General features: G+C 63.8%; 16 protein-coding genes. 14 read left to right on the forward strand and 2 right to left on the reverse strand.

Going from position 1 to position 16,542, the window contains the following annotated elements; translation table 11 throughout:
• Window positions 1-172: 172 nt before the first annotated feature.
• The 11 genes from AC0L3C_RS03930 to AC0L3C_RS03980 all read left to right on the forward strand — a co-directional run bounded on the left by AC0L3C_RS03930 (window position 173) and on the right by AC0L3C_RS03980 (window position 12,765).
• On the forward strand, window positions 173-403 hold the full coding sequence (locus AC0L3C_RS03930; RefSeq protein ID WP_473407232.1) for a hypothetical protein: 231 nt from the start codon (window positions 173-175) through the stop codon (window positions 401-403).
• A 96-nt stretch (window positions 404-499) separates the two neighbouring features.
• Entirely contained in the window at window positions 500-1,912 is a 1,413-nt protein-coding gene (locus AC0L3C_RS03935) for a mannose-1-phosphate guanylyltransferase/mannose-6-phosphate isomerase (protein ID WP_473407233.1), read from the forward strand.
• A gap of 183 nt (window positions 1,913-2,095) precedes the next feature.
• The gene (locus AC0L3C_RS03940; protein WP_473407234.1) at window positions 2,096-3,100 is read left to right on the forward strand and encodes a Gfo/Idh/MocA family oxidoreductase; all 1,005 of its coding nucleotides are present in this window, start codon (window positions 2,096-2,098) and stop codon (window positions 3,098-3,100) included.
• A 9-nt stretch (window positions 3,101-3,109) separates the two neighbouring features.
• Window positions 3,110-4,297 (forward strand): DegT/DnrJ/EryC1/StrS family aminotransferase, encoded by a 1,188-nt coding sequence (locus AC0L3C_RS03945; protein ID WP_473407235.1) that lies wholly within the window; start codon window positions 3,110-3,112, stop codon window positions 4,295-4,297.
• A gap of 226 nt (window positions 4,298-4,523) precedes the next feature.
• On the forward strand, window positions 4,524-6,050 hold the full coding sequence (murJ, locus tag AC0L3C_RS03950) for a murein biosynthesis integral membrane protein MurJ (protein WP_473407236.1): 1,527 nt from the start codon (window positions 4,524-4,526) through the stop codon (window positions 6,048-6,050).
• 163 nt (window positions 6,051-6,213) lie between these two features.
• On the forward strand, window positions 6,214-6,630 hold the full coding sequence (locus AC0L3C_RS03955; protein WP_473407237.1) for an SRPBCC family protein: 417 nt from the start codon (window positions 6,214-6,216) through the stop codon (window positions 6,628-6,630).
• Between the two features lie 299 nt (window positions 6,631-6,929).
• A complete protein-coding gene (locus AC0L3C_RS03960; protein ID WP_473407238.1) occupies window positions 6,930-7,196 on the forward strand; it encodes a DUF1127 domain-containing protein in 267 nt (88 codons plus the stop codon).
• Between the two features lie 38 nt (window positions 7,197-7,234).
• Window positions 7,235-8,170, forward strand: a complete 936-nt coding sequence (locus tag AC0L3C_RS03965) for a DUF1152 domain-containing protein (protein ID WP_473407239.1) — start codon at window positions 7,235-7,237, stop codon at window positions 8,168-8,170.
• Between the two features lie 114 nt (window positions 8,171-8,284).
• The gene (locus tag AC0L3C_RS03970) at window positions 8,285-10,594 is read left to right on the forward strand and encodes a xanthine dehydrogenase family protein molybdopterin-binding subunit (protein WP_473407240.1); all 2,310 of its coding nucleotides are present in this window, start codon (window positions 8,285-8,287) and stop codon (window positions 10,592-10,594) included.
• Window positions 10,595-10,680: 86 nt separating this feature from the next.
• Entirely contained in the window at window positions 10,681-11,127 is a 447-nt protein-coding gene (locus AC0L3C_RS03975; RefSeq protein ID WP_473262118.1) for a c-type cytochrome, read from the forward strand.
• Window positions 11,128-11,469: 342 nt separating this feature from the next.
• Entirely contained in the window at window positions 11,470-12,765 is a 1,296-nt protein-coding gene (locus AC0L3C_RS03980; RefSeq protein WP_473407241.1) for a cystathionine gamma-synthase family protein, read from the forward strand.
• Window positions 12,766-12,843: 78 nt separating this feature from the next.
• Here the strand turns inward: AC0L3C_RS03980 and AC0L3C_RS03985 are convergent, their stop codons facing one another.
• Complete coding sequence (locus AC0L3C_RS03985) at window positions 12,844-13,260, reverse strand: CHRD domain-containing protein (RefSeq protein ID WP_473407242.1); 417 nt, start codon at window positions 13,258-13,260, stop codon at window positions 12,844-12,846.
• Between the two features lie 154 nt (window positions 13,261-13,414).
• On the opposite strand from AC0L3C_RS03985, the gene AC0L3C_RS03990 reads away from it, so the two are divergent.
• Window positions 13,415-14,344: a c-type cytochrome gene (locus AC0L3C_RS03990; protein ID WP_473407243.1), complete on the forward strand. Its 930-nt coding sequence runs from the start codon at window positions 13,415-13,417 to the stop codon at window positions 14,342-14,344.
• Between the two features lie 23 nt (window positions 14,345-14,367).
• Here the strand turns inward: AC0L3C_RS03990 and AC0L3C_RS03995 are convergent, their stop codons facing one another.
• Window positions 14,368-14,613, reverse strand: coding sequence for an Lrp/AsnC ligand binding domain-containing protein (locus AC0L3C_RS03995; protein WP_007602021.1), 246 nt, complete (start codon window positions 14,611-14,613; stop codon window positions 14,368-14,370).
• Window positions 14,614-14,742: 129 nt separating this feature from the next.
• Between AC0L3C_RS03995 and thiD the strand changes: the two genes are divergently transcribed.
• Both thiD and AC0L3C_RS04005 read left to right on the forward strand, forming a co-directional pair.
• Entirely contained in the window at window positions 14,743-15,543 is an 801-nt protein-coding gene (thiD, locus tag AC0L3C_RS04000) for a bifunctional hydroxymethylpyrimidine kinase/phosphomethylpyrimidine kinase (protein ID WP_473407244.1), read from the forward strand.
• A gap of 184 nt (window positions 15,544-15,727) precedes the next feature.
• Complete coding sequence (locus AC0L3C_RS04005; protein ID WP_007602023.1) at window positions 15,728-16,540, forward strand: UDP-2,3-diacylglucosamine diphosphatase; 813 nt, start codon at window positions 15,728-15,730, stop codon at window positions 16,538-16,540.
• Window positions 16,541-16,542: the final 2 nt, after the last annotated feature.

A 16,542-nucleotide genomic window follows, 5' to 3' on the forward strand; every position in this document is an offset into this window, starting at 1 on the left:
CGCCGAATTCGGCCGCTTTGGTATGGTTTTGGCGTCGATCTTGCAATAGCGGTGATCGAGAGCCCTCATGGGGGCAGCGGAGCTATTGCGACCCCGTCGAGGCGGAGGCTAAAGAGGCGACGCGGGCGAACGATCGAGTGACGGATCGGGCGAAGCAGACGTTGGGAACAGGATGAGGGATCAGGCGATTTTGGTCACGGGTGCCGCCGATTTCATCGGATTGGCGCCCGCGGATGACCCGGCTGCCGCAAATGCGCCGTCTAAGGTCTACAATGTCGGCAACCACCATCCGGAAGAGCTGACGCACGGCGTCGGATTTCTGGAGCAGGGGCTGACCCGGACGGCGATCAAAGAATTGCTGCCGAGAACCTTTTGGAAACGTTCGCGGATGTCGATGATCTGATGCGCGACACCGGCGCTGCACCGTCAACGCCGAGCGCGCACGGAGTTCGTAATTTTGTCACCTGGTATCGGGACGAGTTCAAGGTTTGAAATGACGATGGACAAACGCATTATCCCCCTGATCATGTGCGGCGGTGCCGGAACGCGGCTATGGCCGGCTTCGCGCGAGGTGCGCCCCAAGCAGTTCCTGCCGTTGTTCGGCACGCGCTCGACGTTCCAGGACACGCTGTTGCGCGTCTCGGAGGCCTCGCTGTTCGATCGCCCGATCGTCATCACCAACGCCTCCTATCGCTTCATGGTGCTGGAGCAGCTCGCCGAGATCGGCATCGAGGCCGACGTGATCCTCGAGCCGATGCGGCGCGATTCCGGCCCGGCGATCGCCGCCGGCGCGGTGTTCGCGCAGAACCGCGCGAGTGAAGCGATCGTGCTCGCGCTCGCCGCCGACCACGTGGTGCAGGACAATGCCGCGTTCGTCGCAGCGTGCCGCCAAGGCCTCACCGCCGCGAGCGCCGGGCGCATCGTCACGTTCGGCGTCAAGCCGGAGCGGCCGGCGACCGAATACGGCTATATCAGCCCGGGCGAGGTCATCTCCGGCGAGGTGCACGCGGTCGCGCGTTTCGTCGAGAAGCCGGATGCCGTGAAGGCGGCCGACTACGTCAATTCCGGCTATCTCTGGAACAGCGGCAACTTCATGTTCCCGGCCAGCGTATTGCTGGACGAATACCGCAAGGTCGATGCGGCGAGCGTGGAGGCGATTTCCAATGCCGTGACCAATGCCGGCCGCGATCTCGGCTTCGTGACGCTGGAGCCCGAGGCGTTCGGTGCGGCCAAGGCGATCTCGATCGACTATGCGGTGATGGAGAAGACCGCGCGCGCAGCGGTCGTGCCGGTGTCGTGCGGCTGGTCCGACGTCGGCTCCTGGCACGCGGTGTGGGAATTGTCGGACAAGGACGCGCAAGGCAATGCTTCGCATGGCACCGCCGTGTTCGAGGATTCCCGCAACTGCAACGTCACCACAGACTCTGCTCTGGTCGCACTCGAGGGCGTCGACGATCTCATCGTGGTCGCGACTGCGGACGCGGTTCTCGTCTCGCGTCAAAAGGATGCCAACGGGCTGAAGCGGCTGGTCACGAAACTCAAGGCGGTCGCGCCGAAGGTCACCGAGGAGCACCTCAAGGTGCATCGGCCCTGGGGCAGCTACCAATCGGTCGACAATGGCGAGCGCCACCAGGTCAAGCGCATCGTGGTGAAGCCGGGCGGGCGTCTGTCGCTGCAGAAGCACCATCATCGTGCCGAGCACTGGATCGTCGTTCGCGGCACAGCCCGCGTCACCGTTAACGAGACCGTCAAAAGTGTGCACGAGAACGAGTCCATCTACATCCCGATGGGCGCGGTGCACCGGATGGAGAATCCCGGTAAAATCATGCTGGAGCTGATCGAGGTCCAGACTGGAAGCTATCTCGGGGAAGACGACATCATCCGGATTGAAGACGACTACCAAAGGTCGTAACCAGCACACTCCGAATCACGCGACCCGGGCCAAAAGCTTGGTCTCTTCAGAGGCTTAAGGCCCGGGAAACGTGTAACTTTTTGAATCAAATCGTGTCCGGACCGCTAGCTCCGCATTCGCCACAAATGTGGCGACCGTGCTAGAAGCGCCTCGGGGATTTGCGTTGAATCGGGGTTTGCTCACATGAGTTCCACAGGATCGGCACCGGCAAAGGCCGGCTTGCGCGTCGGCGTCATTGGCGCCGGCGTGATGGGCAGCAACCACGCACGCGTGCTCGCGGGTCTTCCCGGCGTCAACCTCGTCGGCGTCGTCGATCCTTCGCCGGCACATCGCGCCCGGGCGATGGAGCTTGCCAATTGCGCGAGCTTCGAGACGCTCGACCAGCTGCTGGCCGAAGGCGTCGATGCCGTCACCATTGCGGCGCCGACTCATCTGCATCACGAGGTCTCGCTCGCCTGCATCGCCAAGAACATCCACGTGCTGGTCGAGAAGCCGATTGCGTCCACGGTCGCGGAAGGCCGCGAGATCGTCACGGCTGCGCAAAAGGCCGGCGTGACGCTGATGGTCGGCCATGTCGAGCGCTTCAATCCGGCGGTCGCGGCCGTCAAGCAGGCGATCGCGGGCGAGGATATTCTGTCGATCGCGATCACGCGCGTCGGCCCGTTCCCGCCGCGCATGTCCAATGTCGGCGTCGTGATCGATCTCGCCGTGCACGACATCGATCTGATCCGCTGGTTCACCGAATCCGACATCGTCGAGGTGCAGCCGCAATTGTCGAGTGCGGTCGCCGAGCGCGAGGACATCGCGCTCTTGCAGTTCCGCACTGCCAACGGCGTGCTCGCGCACATCAACACCAACTGGCTGACCCCGTTCAAGGCGCGCAGCGTCACGGTCGCGACCCGCGGCAAATACGTGATGGGCGATCTCCTGACGCGCCAGGTCACCGAATGCTTCGGCTTCAAGCCTGACGGCAGCTATTCGATGCGGCATCTGCCGGTCGGCCATGACGAGCCGCTCCGCGCCGAACTGATCGCGTTCCTCAAGGCCGTGCGCAACGGCGAGACGCCGGCGGTCACCGGCGACGAAGGCGTCGCCAGCCTCGAGATCGCGACGCAGTGCCTGGAAACGCCGTCACGGCCCGCGGCCACGTCGTCGGCCCGCAAGGGTCCGCGCCGCGTCGCCGGCTGAACTCTTTCCATGTCGACCAGCCAAGAAGGCGCCAAGAACCAGGCCATGAACCAGCATTTGCGTTCCGACCCCATTCCCTTCATCGATGTCGCCTCGCAGCGCCGCCGGTTGGGCGATTCGCTCGATGCAGCCGTGAAGCGCGTTCTCGACCATTGTCAGTTCGTCAACGGCCCTGAGGTCGCCGAGCTCGAGAAGCAGCTTGCGGCATATTGCGGCGCCAAGCACGTCATCGGCTGCGCCAGCGGCACCGATGCGATCCTGATGGTGATGATGGCGAAGAATGTCGGGCCGGGCGACGCCGTCCTGTGTCCGTCCTTCACCTTCATAGCGACGGCTTCGCCGGTGGCGCGGACCGGCGCGACGCCGGTTTATGTCGACGTCGACGAAGCCACCTTCAACATGAGCCCGGGATCGCTCAAGCGCGGCATCGCGACTGCCCGCCAGGCCGGCCTCAAGCCTGTCGCGGTCATTCCGGTCGATTTGTTCGGCCAGCCGGCCGATCACGACGCCATTGCCGAGATCGCCAGGGCCGAAGGCCTGTTCGTGCTCGACGACGCCGCGCAAGGCTTTGGCGCGAGCTACAAGGGCCGCAAGCTCGGCACCCTGGCGCTCGCCACCGCGACCAGCTTCTTTCCCGCAAAACCGCTCGGCTGCTTCGGCGACGGCGGCGCGATCTTCACCGATGACGACGAGCTCGCGGCGACGCTGCGCAGCATTCGCGTGCACGGGCAGGGCGTCGACAAATACGACAACGTCCGTCTCGGCCTGACCGGCCGGCTCGACACCATGCAGGCCGCGATCCTGATCGAGAAGCTGAAGATCTTCGACGACGAGATCGCCGCCCGCAACAAGGTCGCCGAGCGCTACGCGCGCGGTCTCAGCAATGTGGTCACCGTGCCGCGCGTGGCTCCCGGCAATACGTCGGTCTGGGCGCAGTACACGATCCGCCTTCCTGAGGGCACCGACCGCGACGGCTTTGCCGCCGCGTTGAAGGCCCAGGGTGTGCCGACGGCGATCTACTACGGCAAGTCGATGCATCAGCAGACGGCCTACAAGCAGTACCCGGTTGCCGAGGGCGGCCTGCCGGGCTGCGAGAGCCTCTCGCAGGACGTCATCAGCCTGCCGATGCATGCCTATCTGACCGAGGCCGATCAGGAGCGAATCATCGCGGCCGTGCGCGGCGCGATCGCGGGCTGAGTTCACCGTTCTTACCCTCTCCCCTTGTGGGAGAGGGTGGCTCGCCGCAAAGCGGCGAGACGGGTGAGGGGTCTCTCTCCGCATCGAAAGCTGGGAGAGAGACCCCTCACCCTATCGAGTTTGTGTCTACTTGCGGCGCTGCCCTCTCCCACAAGGGGAGAGGGCACAGCAATGCGCATCGCAAGATGCAATCGACCTCTGTTCGATAAGTCTCTAAAACAGACGCATGCTCGGACGTATCTTCACGGTTGGTGGTTACACGCTGCTCTCGCGGCTGACGGGATTTGCCCGCGACATCATGCTTGCGGCGATTCTCGGCGCCGGGCCCGTGGCCGACGCCTTTTTCGTGGCGCTGCGGCTGCCCAATCATTTCCGTGCGATCTTCGCCGAGGGCGCCTTCAACGCCGCCTGGGTGCCGGCCTATGCGCACGTCCATGGCGAGCGCGGGGAGGGGGCGGCAAGATTGTTCGCCGACCGCATTTTCACGCTGCTGCTGGGCTCGCAGGTTCTGCTGCTGATCGTGGCCTGGCTGTTCATGCCGCAGGCCATGAGCATTCTGGCGCCCGGCTTTTCCGATGACGCCGAACAGCGCAAGCTCGCGATCGAGCTGACCCGGATCACCTTTCCCTATCTGCTGCTGATCACGCTGGTGACGCTCTATGGCGGCATGCTCAACGTGATGCAGCGCTTCGCCAGCGCCGCAGCCGCGTCTATCTTCCTCAACATCTCGATGATGATGACGCTGGCGCTTGCCGCCTGGTTTCCCAGCGCGGGCCACGCCGCCGCCTGGGGCGTCCTGATCTCCGGCTTTTTGCAGTATGTCCTGCTCGCCGGCGATCTCGCCCGCCATGGCGGCCTGCCGCGCTTTGCACCACTCAAGCTCGACGAAGACGTCCGCGCTTTCTTCAGGGCGTTGGGACCTGCGACGCTGGGCTCGATGGGCACGCAACTTGCGCTGTTCGCCGACACCATCATCGCGACTTTCCTGCCCGCCGGCGCGTTGTCGGCGCTGTATTATGCCGACCGGCTCAACCAGCTCCCGATCGGCGTGATCGGCATTGCCATCGGCACGGTGCTGCTGCCGGAGATGTCGCGGCGGATCACGGCCAACGACCATGACGGCGCGATGAAGGCGCAGCGCCGTGCGTTCGATTTCACGCTGCTGTTCTCGGTGCCGTTCGTCGCCGCCTTCCTCACCGTGCCCGACGCGATCATGCGCGCGCTGTTCGCCCGTGGTGCGTTCTCGAAAGCCGATGCCGCCGCCGCAGGCGCCACGCTCGCGGCCTATGCCATCGGCCTCATTCCTTTCGTGCTGATCCGCAGCGCGGTCGCGACCTTCTATGCGCGCAAGGACACGGCGACGCCGGTGCGGGCGTCGCTGACCGGCATCGCGGTCAACGTCGCCCTCAAGGTCGCCTTGATGGGATCGCTGGCCCAGATCGGGCTTGCGCTGGCCACTGCCGTCGGCGTCTGGACCAATCTGATGCTGGTGCTGTTCTTCGCGGTGCGGCGAGGCTTTCTCGTGCTGGACCGCGCCTGGCTGTTGTCGCTCGCCAAATTTCTGCTGACCGGGATCATCCTGGCCGCTGCCTTCTGGCTGATCGCGCGCTTTGGCGGTCCTTCGTTGGGGTCGATGCACTTCCGGGACGAATTGACGCTGCTTCTGCTGGCCGTCGGGGGCACGATCGTCTATGCGCTCGCCATCCTCGCGCTGTTCGGCCGCCGCTGGCTGGTCTCGCTGGTGCGGGGTTAACTTTTTCATATTTTCAACGCATTGACGGCTCGACCCTGTCGGCATGGGCCAGTCTCGATCGTCCTTGGATGGACACATCCCGGAAGTGCGGCGGATGGACCCCGCACAATTGACGTGATGCCGTCACCTTGAGCCGGCAAAAATCGAACCAGGAGCACTGTTTATGAGGATCACCGTCGAAACCAACGTAGCAGCCCCCATCGATCAGGTCTGGCGCGCTTATACGACGCCTGCCGACATCATGAAGTGGAACGCCGCGTCCGACGACTGGCATACGACCAAGGCGACCGTCGACCTGCGAGAAGGCGGTGTCTTCTCATCGCGCATGGAGGCCAAGGACGGCAGCATGGGCTTCGACTTCGCCGGTACCTACACGAAAATCATCGAGCACAAGCGGATCGAATACGCGTTCGGCGAGCGAAAAGCCGAAGTCGAGTTTGTGCCCGGCCCGAAGGGCGTTCTGATCCGGGTTGTCTTCGATGGCGAATCGACGCACTCGGTCGAGCAGCAGCAAGGCGGTTGGCAGGCCATCCTCGAAAACTTCGCACGATACGTGGAAGCGAAGCAGACGAAGTCGTGAAGGGCTTTGACGGGCGTCGTCGGCTTCGGCGCCCGGCACCCTCAGGTAGGAACTCGCCTCCAGGATGCAGCGAACCTCTACACATCTCTTGATTTTGCGCGATTGCTGTGGTAATCGCAGCGGATGATCAAATCAGTGCGCAAACTCAACTGCATTCACATGACCCGCTTCGGCTGGGCCGTGGAAGGAGTCGTGCGCTAAGAATTCAACGACGACATCTTTCCACCAGGCCCCGCCGGCATCGGACGGGGCCTTTTGTTTGGCCACGCTCCCTGCCGGCACAACAGCAGGAGCGTCCGATGCCACCCCAACAGACGAACATGACATCCGAGACCGAGAGGCTCCCTCTCGAACTTGCCTCGACGTGGAGCATCCCAGGCTTGCTCGCGCAATACTGGCGTGCGCTCCAGGACTGGCGCTGGCGGCAGGGTCCACAAATCGCCTTGCAGGACCTGAGTGACAGGGAGCTGATGGATATCGGCCTGACGCGTGGCGAGATTGACTACCTCACGCCGGAACGCGCAATCGACAGGCTGAGAGATCGCGCCACGGCTCTATGGAGCTGAGCGGGGATGTAAATGATCAAACGTACGGTTTTTCAAGCATGATTCCGTTTCTTGAGCGACTCGATCACGCAAGCAAAGTGCTTGTTGCTGGCTGTGGCGGCGGCTTCGACGTTTTCGCCGGGGTTCCGCTCGCCCAGCATCTGACGGCGCAGGGTAAGCAGGTGGTGTTCGCCAGCTTCTCCTTCACGAATTTGTGGCTGTGCGGCGGTGAGCGTATCGGGGAGACGATTTGGCGCGTCGATCAGCGCGCCGCCGAGATTCCGTACTTTCCGGAGAAGTGGCTGGCTGAATGGCTCGGCCGCCGCGAGCAGCTCGTGCCGATCTACGCTTTTGCCAAGAGCGGCGTTCGTCCGCTCGCAGCTGCGTATCGCGCGATTATCGACCGCCACGACATCGACATGGTCGTCCTGGTCGATGGCGGAACGGACAGTCTCGTGTTCGGCGACGAGCCCGGCGTCGGCAGCGTCGTCGAGGACGCGGTCTCGCTCATCGCCGCCGATCAGGCCGCGGGCGAACGCGTGCTGCTCGCTGCGATCGGCTTCGGCGTGGATCACTATCACGGTGTCTCGCATCATGCGTTCCTGGAGAACACGGCCCGGCTGATTCGCGATGGTGGGTTTCTCGGCATGTTTTCGCTGTCGCAGGGCAGTAAGGAGGCCGATGCATTCCTCGATCTGGTTGACTACGCCAACCAGCGTCAGCCCCAGCACCCGAGCATCGTCTGCAATTCGATCGCGAGTGCACTGCGGGGTAAGTTCGGCAACTATCATGCCACCAACCGGACCAGTGGGAACGAGCTGTTCATCAACCCGCTGATGACGCAATACTGGACGTTTCAATCCTCAGCGGTGGTTCGCCGCATGGCCTATGCGAGCCAATTGGCCGCGACCGAGCGTGCCGAGGACGTCCGCAGGATCATCGATCTTCACAGGGAGACGAGTGAGCCGCGGCCTTTCCGTCGTATCCCGCTCTGAAATACAAGGGTGCCGGACAATTTTCGCGGACTGCGTCCAGCTAAAGCCGTTTGCCTTGCCAGTTTTTCCACGGCAATATGCCGGCAAAACAACCATGAGAAACGGGACGAGAAAATGGCGGCTCCCATCAAGTTCGGCGTTGGCCAAAGTGTGTTGCGCAAGGAGGATGACGCGCTCATACGCGGCAAGGGCCGCTATACCGACGATTATGCGCCGCAGGCCGCTTTGCGCTGCCTGATGCTGCGCTCGCCGCATGCGCATGCCAAATACACCATCGATGCGAGCCGCGCCCGCACCCTTCCCGGCGTCGCGCTGATCCTGACCGCGGCCGACGTCGCCGATCTCGGCGACCTGCCGTGCCTGTTCAATCTCGAGACCGACCCGTTCAAGGGTCCGCCTTACCCGATCCTCGCCAAGGATGAAGTGCGCCATGTCGGCGATTCCATCGCCTTCGTCGTCGCCGAGACCATCGACCAGGCCCGAGACGCGATCGAGGCGATCGACGTCAAATGGAGCCCGCTGCCAGCGGTGACCGGCGTCGTCAACGCCGTCAAGAAGGGCGCCGCGCAGGTCTGGCCGGACAAGCCCGGCAACGTGCTGTTCGATGTCTCGATCGGCGACAAGAAAGCGACCGAAGCGGCCTTTGCCAAGGCGCATGCGGTGGCCGAGATCTCCATCGTCAATCCGCGCGTGGTCGCGAACTTCATGGAGACGCGCGCGGCGGTGTGCGAATACGACGCCAAGCGCGACCATCTGACCCTGACCGTCGGCAGCCAAGGCAGCCATCGGCTGCGTGATATCCTCTGCCAGAACGTGCTCAACATTCCGACCGACAAGATGCGGGTGATCTGCCCCGACGTCGGCGGCGGCTTCGGCACGAAGCTGTTTCCCTATCGGGAATACGCCCTCCTGGCAGTCGCCGCGCGAAAGCTGAAGAAGGCCGTGAAATGGGCGGCCGACCGCACCGAGCATTTCATGGGCGACGCGCAGGGCCGTGACAACGTCACCACCGCGAGGATGGCGCTGGCCGAGGACGGCAAGTTCCTCGCGATGGATTGCGACCTGATGGGCGACATGGGCGCGTATCTGTCGACCTTCGGACCCTATATCCCGCATGGCGGCGCCGGCATGCTGCCGGGCCTCTACGACATCCAGGCGTTCCACTGCCGGGTGCGCACCATCTTCACCAACAGCGTGCCGGTCGATGCCTATCGCGGCGCCGGGCGGCCTGAGGCTGCTTACGTCATCGAACGTCTGGTGGACGCCTGCGCGCGAAAACTCGACATGACGGTGGATGCCATCCGCCGCAAGAATTTCATTCAGCCGAAGGCGCTGCCGTACAAGACCGCGACCGGCAAGGTCTATGATTCCGGCGACTTCGCCGCGCATCTGAAGCGCGCGATGGAGATCGCCGAGTGGAAGGAGTTTGGCAAGCGCGCCAAGGCGGCCAAGAAGAACGGCCTGATCCGCGGCATCGGACTTGCGAGCTATGTCGAGGTCTGCGGCACCATGGGCGAGGAGACCGCCAATGTGCGGATGGATCCCAATGGCGATATCACTGTCCTGATCGGCACGCAGTCGAGCGGGCAGGGCCATCAGACCGCCTATGCGCAGATCGTTGCCGAGCAGTTCGGCGTGGCGCCCGAGCGCGTGCACGTCCACCAGGGCGACACCGACATGATCGCCACCGGACTCGGGACCGGCGGCTCGGCTTCGATCCCCTCCGGTGGCGTCAGCGTCGAGCGCGCCACGCGCGAGCTCGGGCAAAAGCTGAAGGAGATCGCGGCGCAGGCGCTGGAAGCCAGCGCCGGCGACCTCGAGATCACCGACGGCATCGTGCGCATCGCCGGCACCGACCGTTCGATTTCGTTCGCCGATCTCGCCAAGCGACCCGGCGCGGATTCGTCGAAGCTGAACGCCAGCGCGACGTTTGCCAGTGCCGACGGCACCTATCCGAACGGCACCCATGTCGCGGAGGTCGAGATCGATCCGGCCACCGGCATCATCAAAATCGTCAACTACGTGATCGTCGACGATTTCGGCATGACGCTCAATCCGCTGCTGCTGGCCGGCCAGGTCCATGGCGGCGCCATGCAGGGCATCGGGCAGGCGTTGATGGAGCAGGCGGTCTATGGCGCGGGCGACGGCCAGCTCGTCACCGCGACGTTCATGGACTACGCGCTGCCGCGCGCGGCGGACGGGCCGGACTTCGTGTTCGAGACGGCCAACGTTCCCTGCAAGACCAATCCGCTGGGGGTGAAGGGGGCGGGCGAGGCGGGCGCGATCGGGTCCTGCCCGGCGGTCGTCAATGCCATCGTCGACGGGCTCTGGCGCGAGTACAAGATCGACCACATCGACATGCCGGCAACGCCGGAGCGGGTGTGGATCGCCGTCAACGAGCACCATCGCCGTCACAGCCTGTGACAATTTTTCACGGAATGAAATCTGCCGAGCGGTGTTGGCCCATTGAGGGTCAGCACGATCCTGCATCAAGGAAAGGGATTTTGCGAATGAAGCGAGTGTTGGTTGTTGGGGGCGCGCTTTTGCTCGGTATGGGCGCGGTTTGGGCGCAGCAGGACTCCGTCAAGGAGGTCCAGATGCTGATGAAGGCCAACGGCAAGAACGCCGGCGCGGTGGCGGCGATCGTCAAGGGCGAGAAGCCCTACGATCAGGCCACGGTGGACAGCGCGCTGGCGCAGTTCGAGGACACCGCCAAGAAGCTGCCGAACCTGTTTCCGGCGAGCGCAAAGGGCATGAAGCCCGAGGGCGACTACAGCGCCTCGCCGAAGGTCTGGGAGGACAAGGCCGGCTTCGACGCCAAGGTCGCGAGCTTCGCCAAGGTCGTCGCCGAGGCCAAGGGCAAGATCAAGGATATCGACTCGCTGAAGGCGAATTTCCCCGCGGTCGGCAAGGAATGCGGCGGCTGCCACGAGACGTTTCGTGTGAAGAACGGTTGAGGCGCACAAGAAGCAAGTAGCCCGGATGGAGGGCAGCGCAATCCGGGAAATCCATCCGAGCTGACAGACTGCCCCGGATTGCGCTTCGCTCCATCCGGGCTACCAGAGTTTCAGAAGGGCGGCCTGCGAAAGCAGCCGCCCTTTTTATTGCGTCTCGTGGCGCCGCTGGAAATTCTATCCGCAAGGCCTGACGGATCGCCGCCGAAGCAGTTATCTTGGCTGCAGCCGCCGCGGCATCGGCGTGAGCTTTTCGACGCTGATGCATCCTGCTCCTGACTGCGTTGCGACATCAGGAGTTCCAACCCGCGGCGAGCAGCTCAATCAGCAACAGCGAGACAAGCCATGGTCAAACCGTTCCCGTCGAAGACGCACATCGGCAACCATATGCTGCATCCGGAAACGCTGATGCTGACCTATGGCTACGATCCGCAATTGTCGGAAGGCGCCGTCAAGCCGCCGGTGTTCCTGACCTCGACCTTTGTGTTCAAGACGGCCGAGGACGGCCAGGACTTCTTCGATTTCGTCTCCGGCCGGCGCGAGCCGCCGGAAGGAATGGGCGCGGGCCTGGTCTATTCACGATTCAATCACCCTAACAGCGAAATCGTCGAGGACAGGCTCGCGATCTACGAGCGTACCGAGAGCTGCGCGCTGTTCTCGTCCGGCATGGCGGCCATCGCAACCACGATCCTGGCGTTCGTCCGCCCCGGCGATGTCATCCTGCACTCCCAGCCGCTCTATGGCGGCACGGAAACCCTGCTGACGAATACGCTGGCGCGGCTGGCGAGCGGCGCCGTCGGCTTCGCCGATGGCGTCGACGAAGCCGTGGTCGGCCAGGCCGCGGAGGAGGCCATGCGCAAGGGCCGGGTTTCGATGATCCTGATCGAAACCCCGGCGAACCCGACCAACGGGCTGGTCGACATCGCGATGATGCGGCGCGTCGCCGAGACCATCGGAAAGACGCAAGGACACGTTCCGATCATCGCCTGTGACAATACGCTGCTCGGGCCGGTGTTTCAGCGGCCGATCGAGCACGGCGCCGATATTTCGCTGTACTCGCTCACGAAATATGTCGGCGGTCATTCAGATCTGATCGCGGGCGCCGCGCTCGGCGCGAAGGCGGTCGTGAAAGGCATCAAGGCGCTGCGGGGCGCCATCGGCACCCAGCTCGATCCGCATTCCTGCTGGATGATCAACCGCTCGCTCGAGACGCTGAGCCTGCGCATGGAAAAGGCCGATGCGAATGCGCGCCTCGTGGCGGATTTTCTGCGCGATCATCCCAAGGTGGCGAAGGTGCACTATCTCGGTCATCACGACGCGGCGTCGCCGGACGGACTTGTGTTTGCGCGGCAATGCACAGGGGCGGGATCCACGTTCTCGTTCGACATCATCGGCGGCAAGGCCGCCGCCATGAAATTCCTCAACGCGCTGCAGATCCTCAAGCTGGCGGTGAGTCTCGGCGGAACGGAGTCGCTTGCGAGCCTGCCCGCCACCATGACTCATTCCGGCGTTCCCGCCGACATCCGCCGCAAGATCGGCGTGCTCGATTCCACGATCCGGCTGTCGATCGGAATCGAACACCCGTCGGATTTGATCGCCGACCTCGCGCAGGCGCTGAACGCGGCCGAACCTGACGTGTGACGCCTGCGCCAGCGCCACGCGGAATCGAAAAGGGCGGTTGCGCAAGCAGCCGCCCCTTTTGTTGGATCGTTCGAAAGTTTACTTCGTCACCTGACCGCGGATCTCGCCGCCCGGATTGGCCGCGGTGTGGATGTTGACGTAGAGCTTGCCGCCGAGCAGATCGGCGGCCTGCGCGTCGGTCAGTGTCGCCGAGCCCTCGGCCGGGCTGGTGGCCGCGCCTGGGATCGGGATCGCGACGCCGGCGTTCTTGCCGGGCTCGGCAGGTCCGTGGAAATGCGCCGCGGTGGCGGGGCCAGACAGGCCGGAATAGGTGACCTTCCAGGAGAGCTTCTTGCTGGCGGCGTCGTAGTCCAGATCGGCCGTTCCGGTGCCGCTGCTGGTCGTTGCGGGGACCTCGGACTTGGCGTCGAGCGTTGCTTTCAGCTTTTCCGCGCTGGCCGAACCCGCAAAAGCAACGGCGCCAAGCACTGACATGGCGATGACCATCTTGTTCATGATTTTTCTCCCTGCTGAACCCGTTTGGGCTGCCAAACTTCCAACAGCCGGCATTTCAGTTTATTCCCGTTTCCGGCCGCGGTGGGCTAAATTCTTCGTGGCTGGAGCCGCGAGGACATCGCTCATAAGCTCGCCGCGACGACGAAAGGACCGCATGTTGCGACGAACAATCTCCGTGGCGCTGCTCGCCGCACTCGCCGCAGCCGGCGTCTATTGGTGGCTCAGCGCGCCGGTGGTGGCGGCCGCCGGCACCGCGCCTGTCCGCGTGCCTGATCTTGCCAATGGCCAGGTGATGTTCAACGCCGGCGGCTGCGCCTCATGTCATGCCGTTCCCGACCAGCCCGATCGTCTCAGGCTCGGCGGCGGCGTCGCGATCAAGTCGCCGTTCGGAACGTTCTACGCGCCGAACATCTCCTCCGATCCGACCGACGGCATCGGCAAATGGAGCGAGGCCGAATTCGTCAACGCGGTGATGCACGGGGTCTCGCCGGATGGACGGCATTATTTTCCGGCCTTTCCCTACACGTCCTATCAGCACGCCAGGCGCGAGGACGTGCTCGATCTCTTTGCGTACCTGAAAACGCTACCGGCCGTTGCAGGCAAGGTGCGCGACCACGACGTGCGCTTTCCGTTCAACATCCGCCGCAACGTCGGCATCTGGAAATTCTTATTTCTGGACGGCATGCCCTTCGTCGCCGACAGCGGGAAGTCGCCGCAGTGGAATCGCGGCGCCTATCTCGTCAACAGTTTTGGCCATTGCGCGGAATGCCACAGCCCGCGCAACGCGCTCGGCGGCATCATGGCCGGACAACGCTTCGCCGGCGGTCCCAATCCGGAAGGCGAGGGATGGGTCCCTAACATCACCCAGAAGGGCATTGGCGAGTGGAGCGCGAAGGATATTGCCTATTTTCTGAAGACCGGCGAATTGCCCGACGGCGACAGCGTCGGCGGCGCGATGACGCGGGTGATCAAGAACACCTCTCAATTGCCGGACGACGATCTCGCGGCGATGGCGGACTATCTCAAATCGCTGCCGCCGGTGGACGGTCCGCCGCGCCCCAAGCGCAAGGCGGGCGGCGCCTGATCAGCCGGCACTTTTCCGGACGATCAACTCGCGCCAAACGCCTTGAAGGTGATGATGGTGAGGGTGTCCTGGATCCCGGGCAGCACCTGCACCTTCTCGTTGACGAAGTGGCCGATATCGGTGTCGTTGTCGACGTAGAACTTCACCAGAAGGTCGTATTGCCCGGCCGTGGAATAGATCTCGGAGGCGATCTCGGCTTCGGCAAGCGCATTGGCGACCACATAGGATTGACCGAGCTTGCATTTGATCTGGACGAAAAAGGGAACCATCGCGGTCACTCCGAAAGCATATCTGACGGCTAATAGGCCAAACCCGGCCGGATTTAGCAAGCGAACTTGCTGGGCTGGGGGAGGCGCGCTAGGACGGGCCATGGCTTCGAAAATGCGGAAAATCGCCCCATGACGACGCCCGTCGCGCTGACCATTGCCGGCTCCGATTCGAGCGGCGGCGCCGGCATCCAGGCCGACCTGAAGACCTTTGCCGCGCTGGGCGTTTTTGGCGCGTCCGCCATCACGGCGCTGACGGCGCAGAACACCCGCGGCGTCACAGGCATTCATGCGGTGCCGGCCGAATTCGTCACCGCGCAGATCGACGCGGTGTTTTCCGATCTCGAGGTCGGCGCGGTCAAGATCGGCATGGTGGCGCAAGCCGCCAGCATCGATGCGATCGCGGCCGCGCTGTCGCGCTGGGCGCCCCGCCATATCGTGCTCGATCCCGTGATGGTGGCGACATCGGGTGATCGCCTGCTCGCGTCCGAAGCTGTCGACGCCCTGCGCGTCAAACTGATGCCGCTGGCCTCGGTGATCACACCCAATCTGCCGGAGGCCGCGGCTCTGCTCGACGAACCGGTCGCGGCCAGCGAGGCCGAGATCGAGGGCCAGGGGCGCCGGCTGCTGGCGCTCGGTTGCCGGGCAGTCCTGATCAAGGGCGGGCACGGCGAGGGCGCCGAGAGCATCGACTATCTCGTCGATGCCAGCACCACGATCGCACTCGCCGCGCCGCGCGTTGCCACTCGCAACACCCATGGCACCGGCTGCTCGCTGTCCTCGGCGGTTGCCGCGGGGCTCGCCAGAGGCGAGGATCTCGAGCGCGCCGTGCGCAACGCCAAGACCTGGATCAGCGCCGCGATCGCGGCTGCCGATCGCTTCAGCGTCGGCCACGGCCACGGCCCGATCCATCATTTCCAGAAATTCTACTGAGGCCGCTCGCGAGCGCGCCGCGGTTCCGGGTTCTTGCGGAGGCCGCTGCGACGCCATGTCGCCTGATTGTCGCATGCGACTGATATTCGCGGGGTGGGCGAGGCAAGCGCGATTCGTATCCGAAGGTGCCTCAAAGGTTCAATTGGTCATCCCCCTGTCACGGGACATTGTTACAGGCTGGCGCATGGGAAGTTACGATGTGAGTGACGAGAGCCCGGAGCGGCGCTTTCGCACGTTGTTCATCTCCGACGTTCATCTCGGAGCCCGCGGTTCTCAAGCCGACCTTCTGCTCGACTTCCTGCGTTTCCATGATGCCGACACGATCTATCTCGTCGGCGATATCGTCGACGGCTGGGCGCTGAAATCGAGCTGGCACTGGCCGCAATCGCATAACGACCTCGTCCAGAAGCTTTTGCGCAAGGCGCGCAAGGGCGCCAAGGTGATCTACATCCCCGGCAATCACGACGAGTTCCTGCGCAACTATTACGGCACGCATTTCGGCGGCATCGATGTGGTCGAGAACACCGTTCACACCGGCGCGGACGGCAAGCGCTATCTCGTCATCCACGGCGACATCTTCGACCTCGTGGTGCAGAACGCACGCTGGCTCGCCCATCTCGGCGACAAGGCCTACGATTTCGCGATCCAGCTCAATCGCTTCGTCAACTTCTTCCGGCGCATGTTCAAGGTGCCCTATTGGTCGCTGTCGCAATGGGCCAAGCAGAAGGTCAAGAACGCGGTCAACTATATCGGCGCGTTCGAGCAGGCGCTCGCCGCCGAAGCGCGGCGCCACGACGCCGACGGCGTGATCTGCGGCCACATCCATTATGCGGTGATCCGCGACGAGGGCGGCATCCGCTACATGAATTGCGGCGACTGGGTGGAGAGCTGCACGGCGCTGGTCGAGCACGACGACGGCCATTTCGAGATCATCACCTGGGCGGATCAGGCCGAGAAGCCGGCACAGGTCCCGCAGGTTGCAGCCAGAGCTGCATGACA

It is taken from the genome of Bradyrhizobium sp. WSM4872, assembly GCF_055811715.1.

What these genes read in the sequence shown, in the direction of transcription:
- AC0L3C_RS03930 (WP_473407232.1), top strand. Translation starts at nt 173, where the DNA reads ATGAGGGATCAGGCGATTTTGGTCACGGGTGCCGCCGATTTCATCGGA.
- AC0L3C_RS03935 (WP_473407233.1), top strand. Translation starts at nt 500, where the DNA reads ATGGACAAACGCATTATCCCCCTGATCATGTGCGGCGGTGCCGGAACG.
- AC0L3C_RS03940 (WP_473407234.1), top strand. Translation starts at nt 2,096, where the DNA reads ATGAGTTCCACAGGATCGGCACCGGCAAAGGCCGGCTTGCGCGTCGGC.
- AC0L3C_RS03945 (WP_473407235.1), top strand. Translation starts at nt 3,110, where the DNA reads ATGTCGACCAGCCAAGAAGGCGCCAAGAACCAGGCCATGAACCAGCAT.
- murJ (WP_473407236.1), top strand. Translation starts at nt 4,524, where the DNA reads ATGCTCGGACGTATCTTCACGGTTGGTGGTTACACGCTGCTCTCGCGG.
- AC0L3C_RS03955 (WP_473407237.1), top strand. Translation starts at nt 6,214, where the DNA reads ATGAGGATCACCGTCGAAACCAACGTAGCAGCCCCCATCGATCAGGTC.
- AC0L3C_RS03960 (WP_473407238.1), top strand. Translation starts at nt 6,930, where the DNA reads ATGCCACCCCAACAGACGAACATGACATCCGAGACCGAGAGGCTCCCT.
- AC0L3C_RS03965 (WP_473407239.1), top strand. Translation starts at nt 7,235, where the DNA reads ATGATTCCGTTTCTTGAGCGACTCGATCACGCAAGCAAAGTGCTTGTT.
- AC0L3C_RS03970 (WP_473407240.1), top strand. Translation starts at nt 8,285, where the DNA reads ATGGCGGCTCCCATCAAGTTCGGCGTTGGCCAAAGTGTGTTGCGCAAG.
- AC0L3C_RS03975 (WP_473262118.1), top strand. Translation starts at nt 10,681, where the DNA reads ATGAAGCGAGTGTTGGTTGTTGGGGGCGCGCTTTTGCTCGGTATGGGC.
- AC0L3C_RS03980 (WP_473407241.1), top strand. Translation starts at nt 11,470, where the DNA reads ATGGTCAAACCGTTCCCGTCGAAGACGCACATCGGCAACCATATGCTG.
- AC0L3C_RS03985 (WP_473407242.1), bottom strand. Translation starts at nt 13,260, where the DNA reads ATGAACAAGATGGTCATCGCCATGTCAGTGCTTGGCGCCGTTGCTTTT.
- AC0L3C_RS03990 (WP_473407243.1), top strand. Translation starts at nt 13,415, where the DNA reads ATGTTGCGACGAACAATCTCCGTGGCGCTGCTCGCCGCACTCGCCGCA.
- AC0L3C_RS03995 (WP_007602021.1), bottom strand. Translation starts at nt 14,613, where the DNA reads ATGGTTCCCTTTTTCGTCCAGATCAAATGCAAGCTCGGTCAATCCTAT.
- thiD (WP_473407244.1), top strand. Translation starts at nt 14,743, where the DNA reads ATGACGACGCCCGTCGCGCTGACCATTGCCGGCTCCGATTCGAGCGGC.
- AC0L3C_RS04005 (WP_007602023.1), top strand. Translation starts at nt 15,728, where the DNA reads ATGGGAAGTTACGATGTGAGTGACGAGAGCCCGGAGCGGCGCTTTCGC.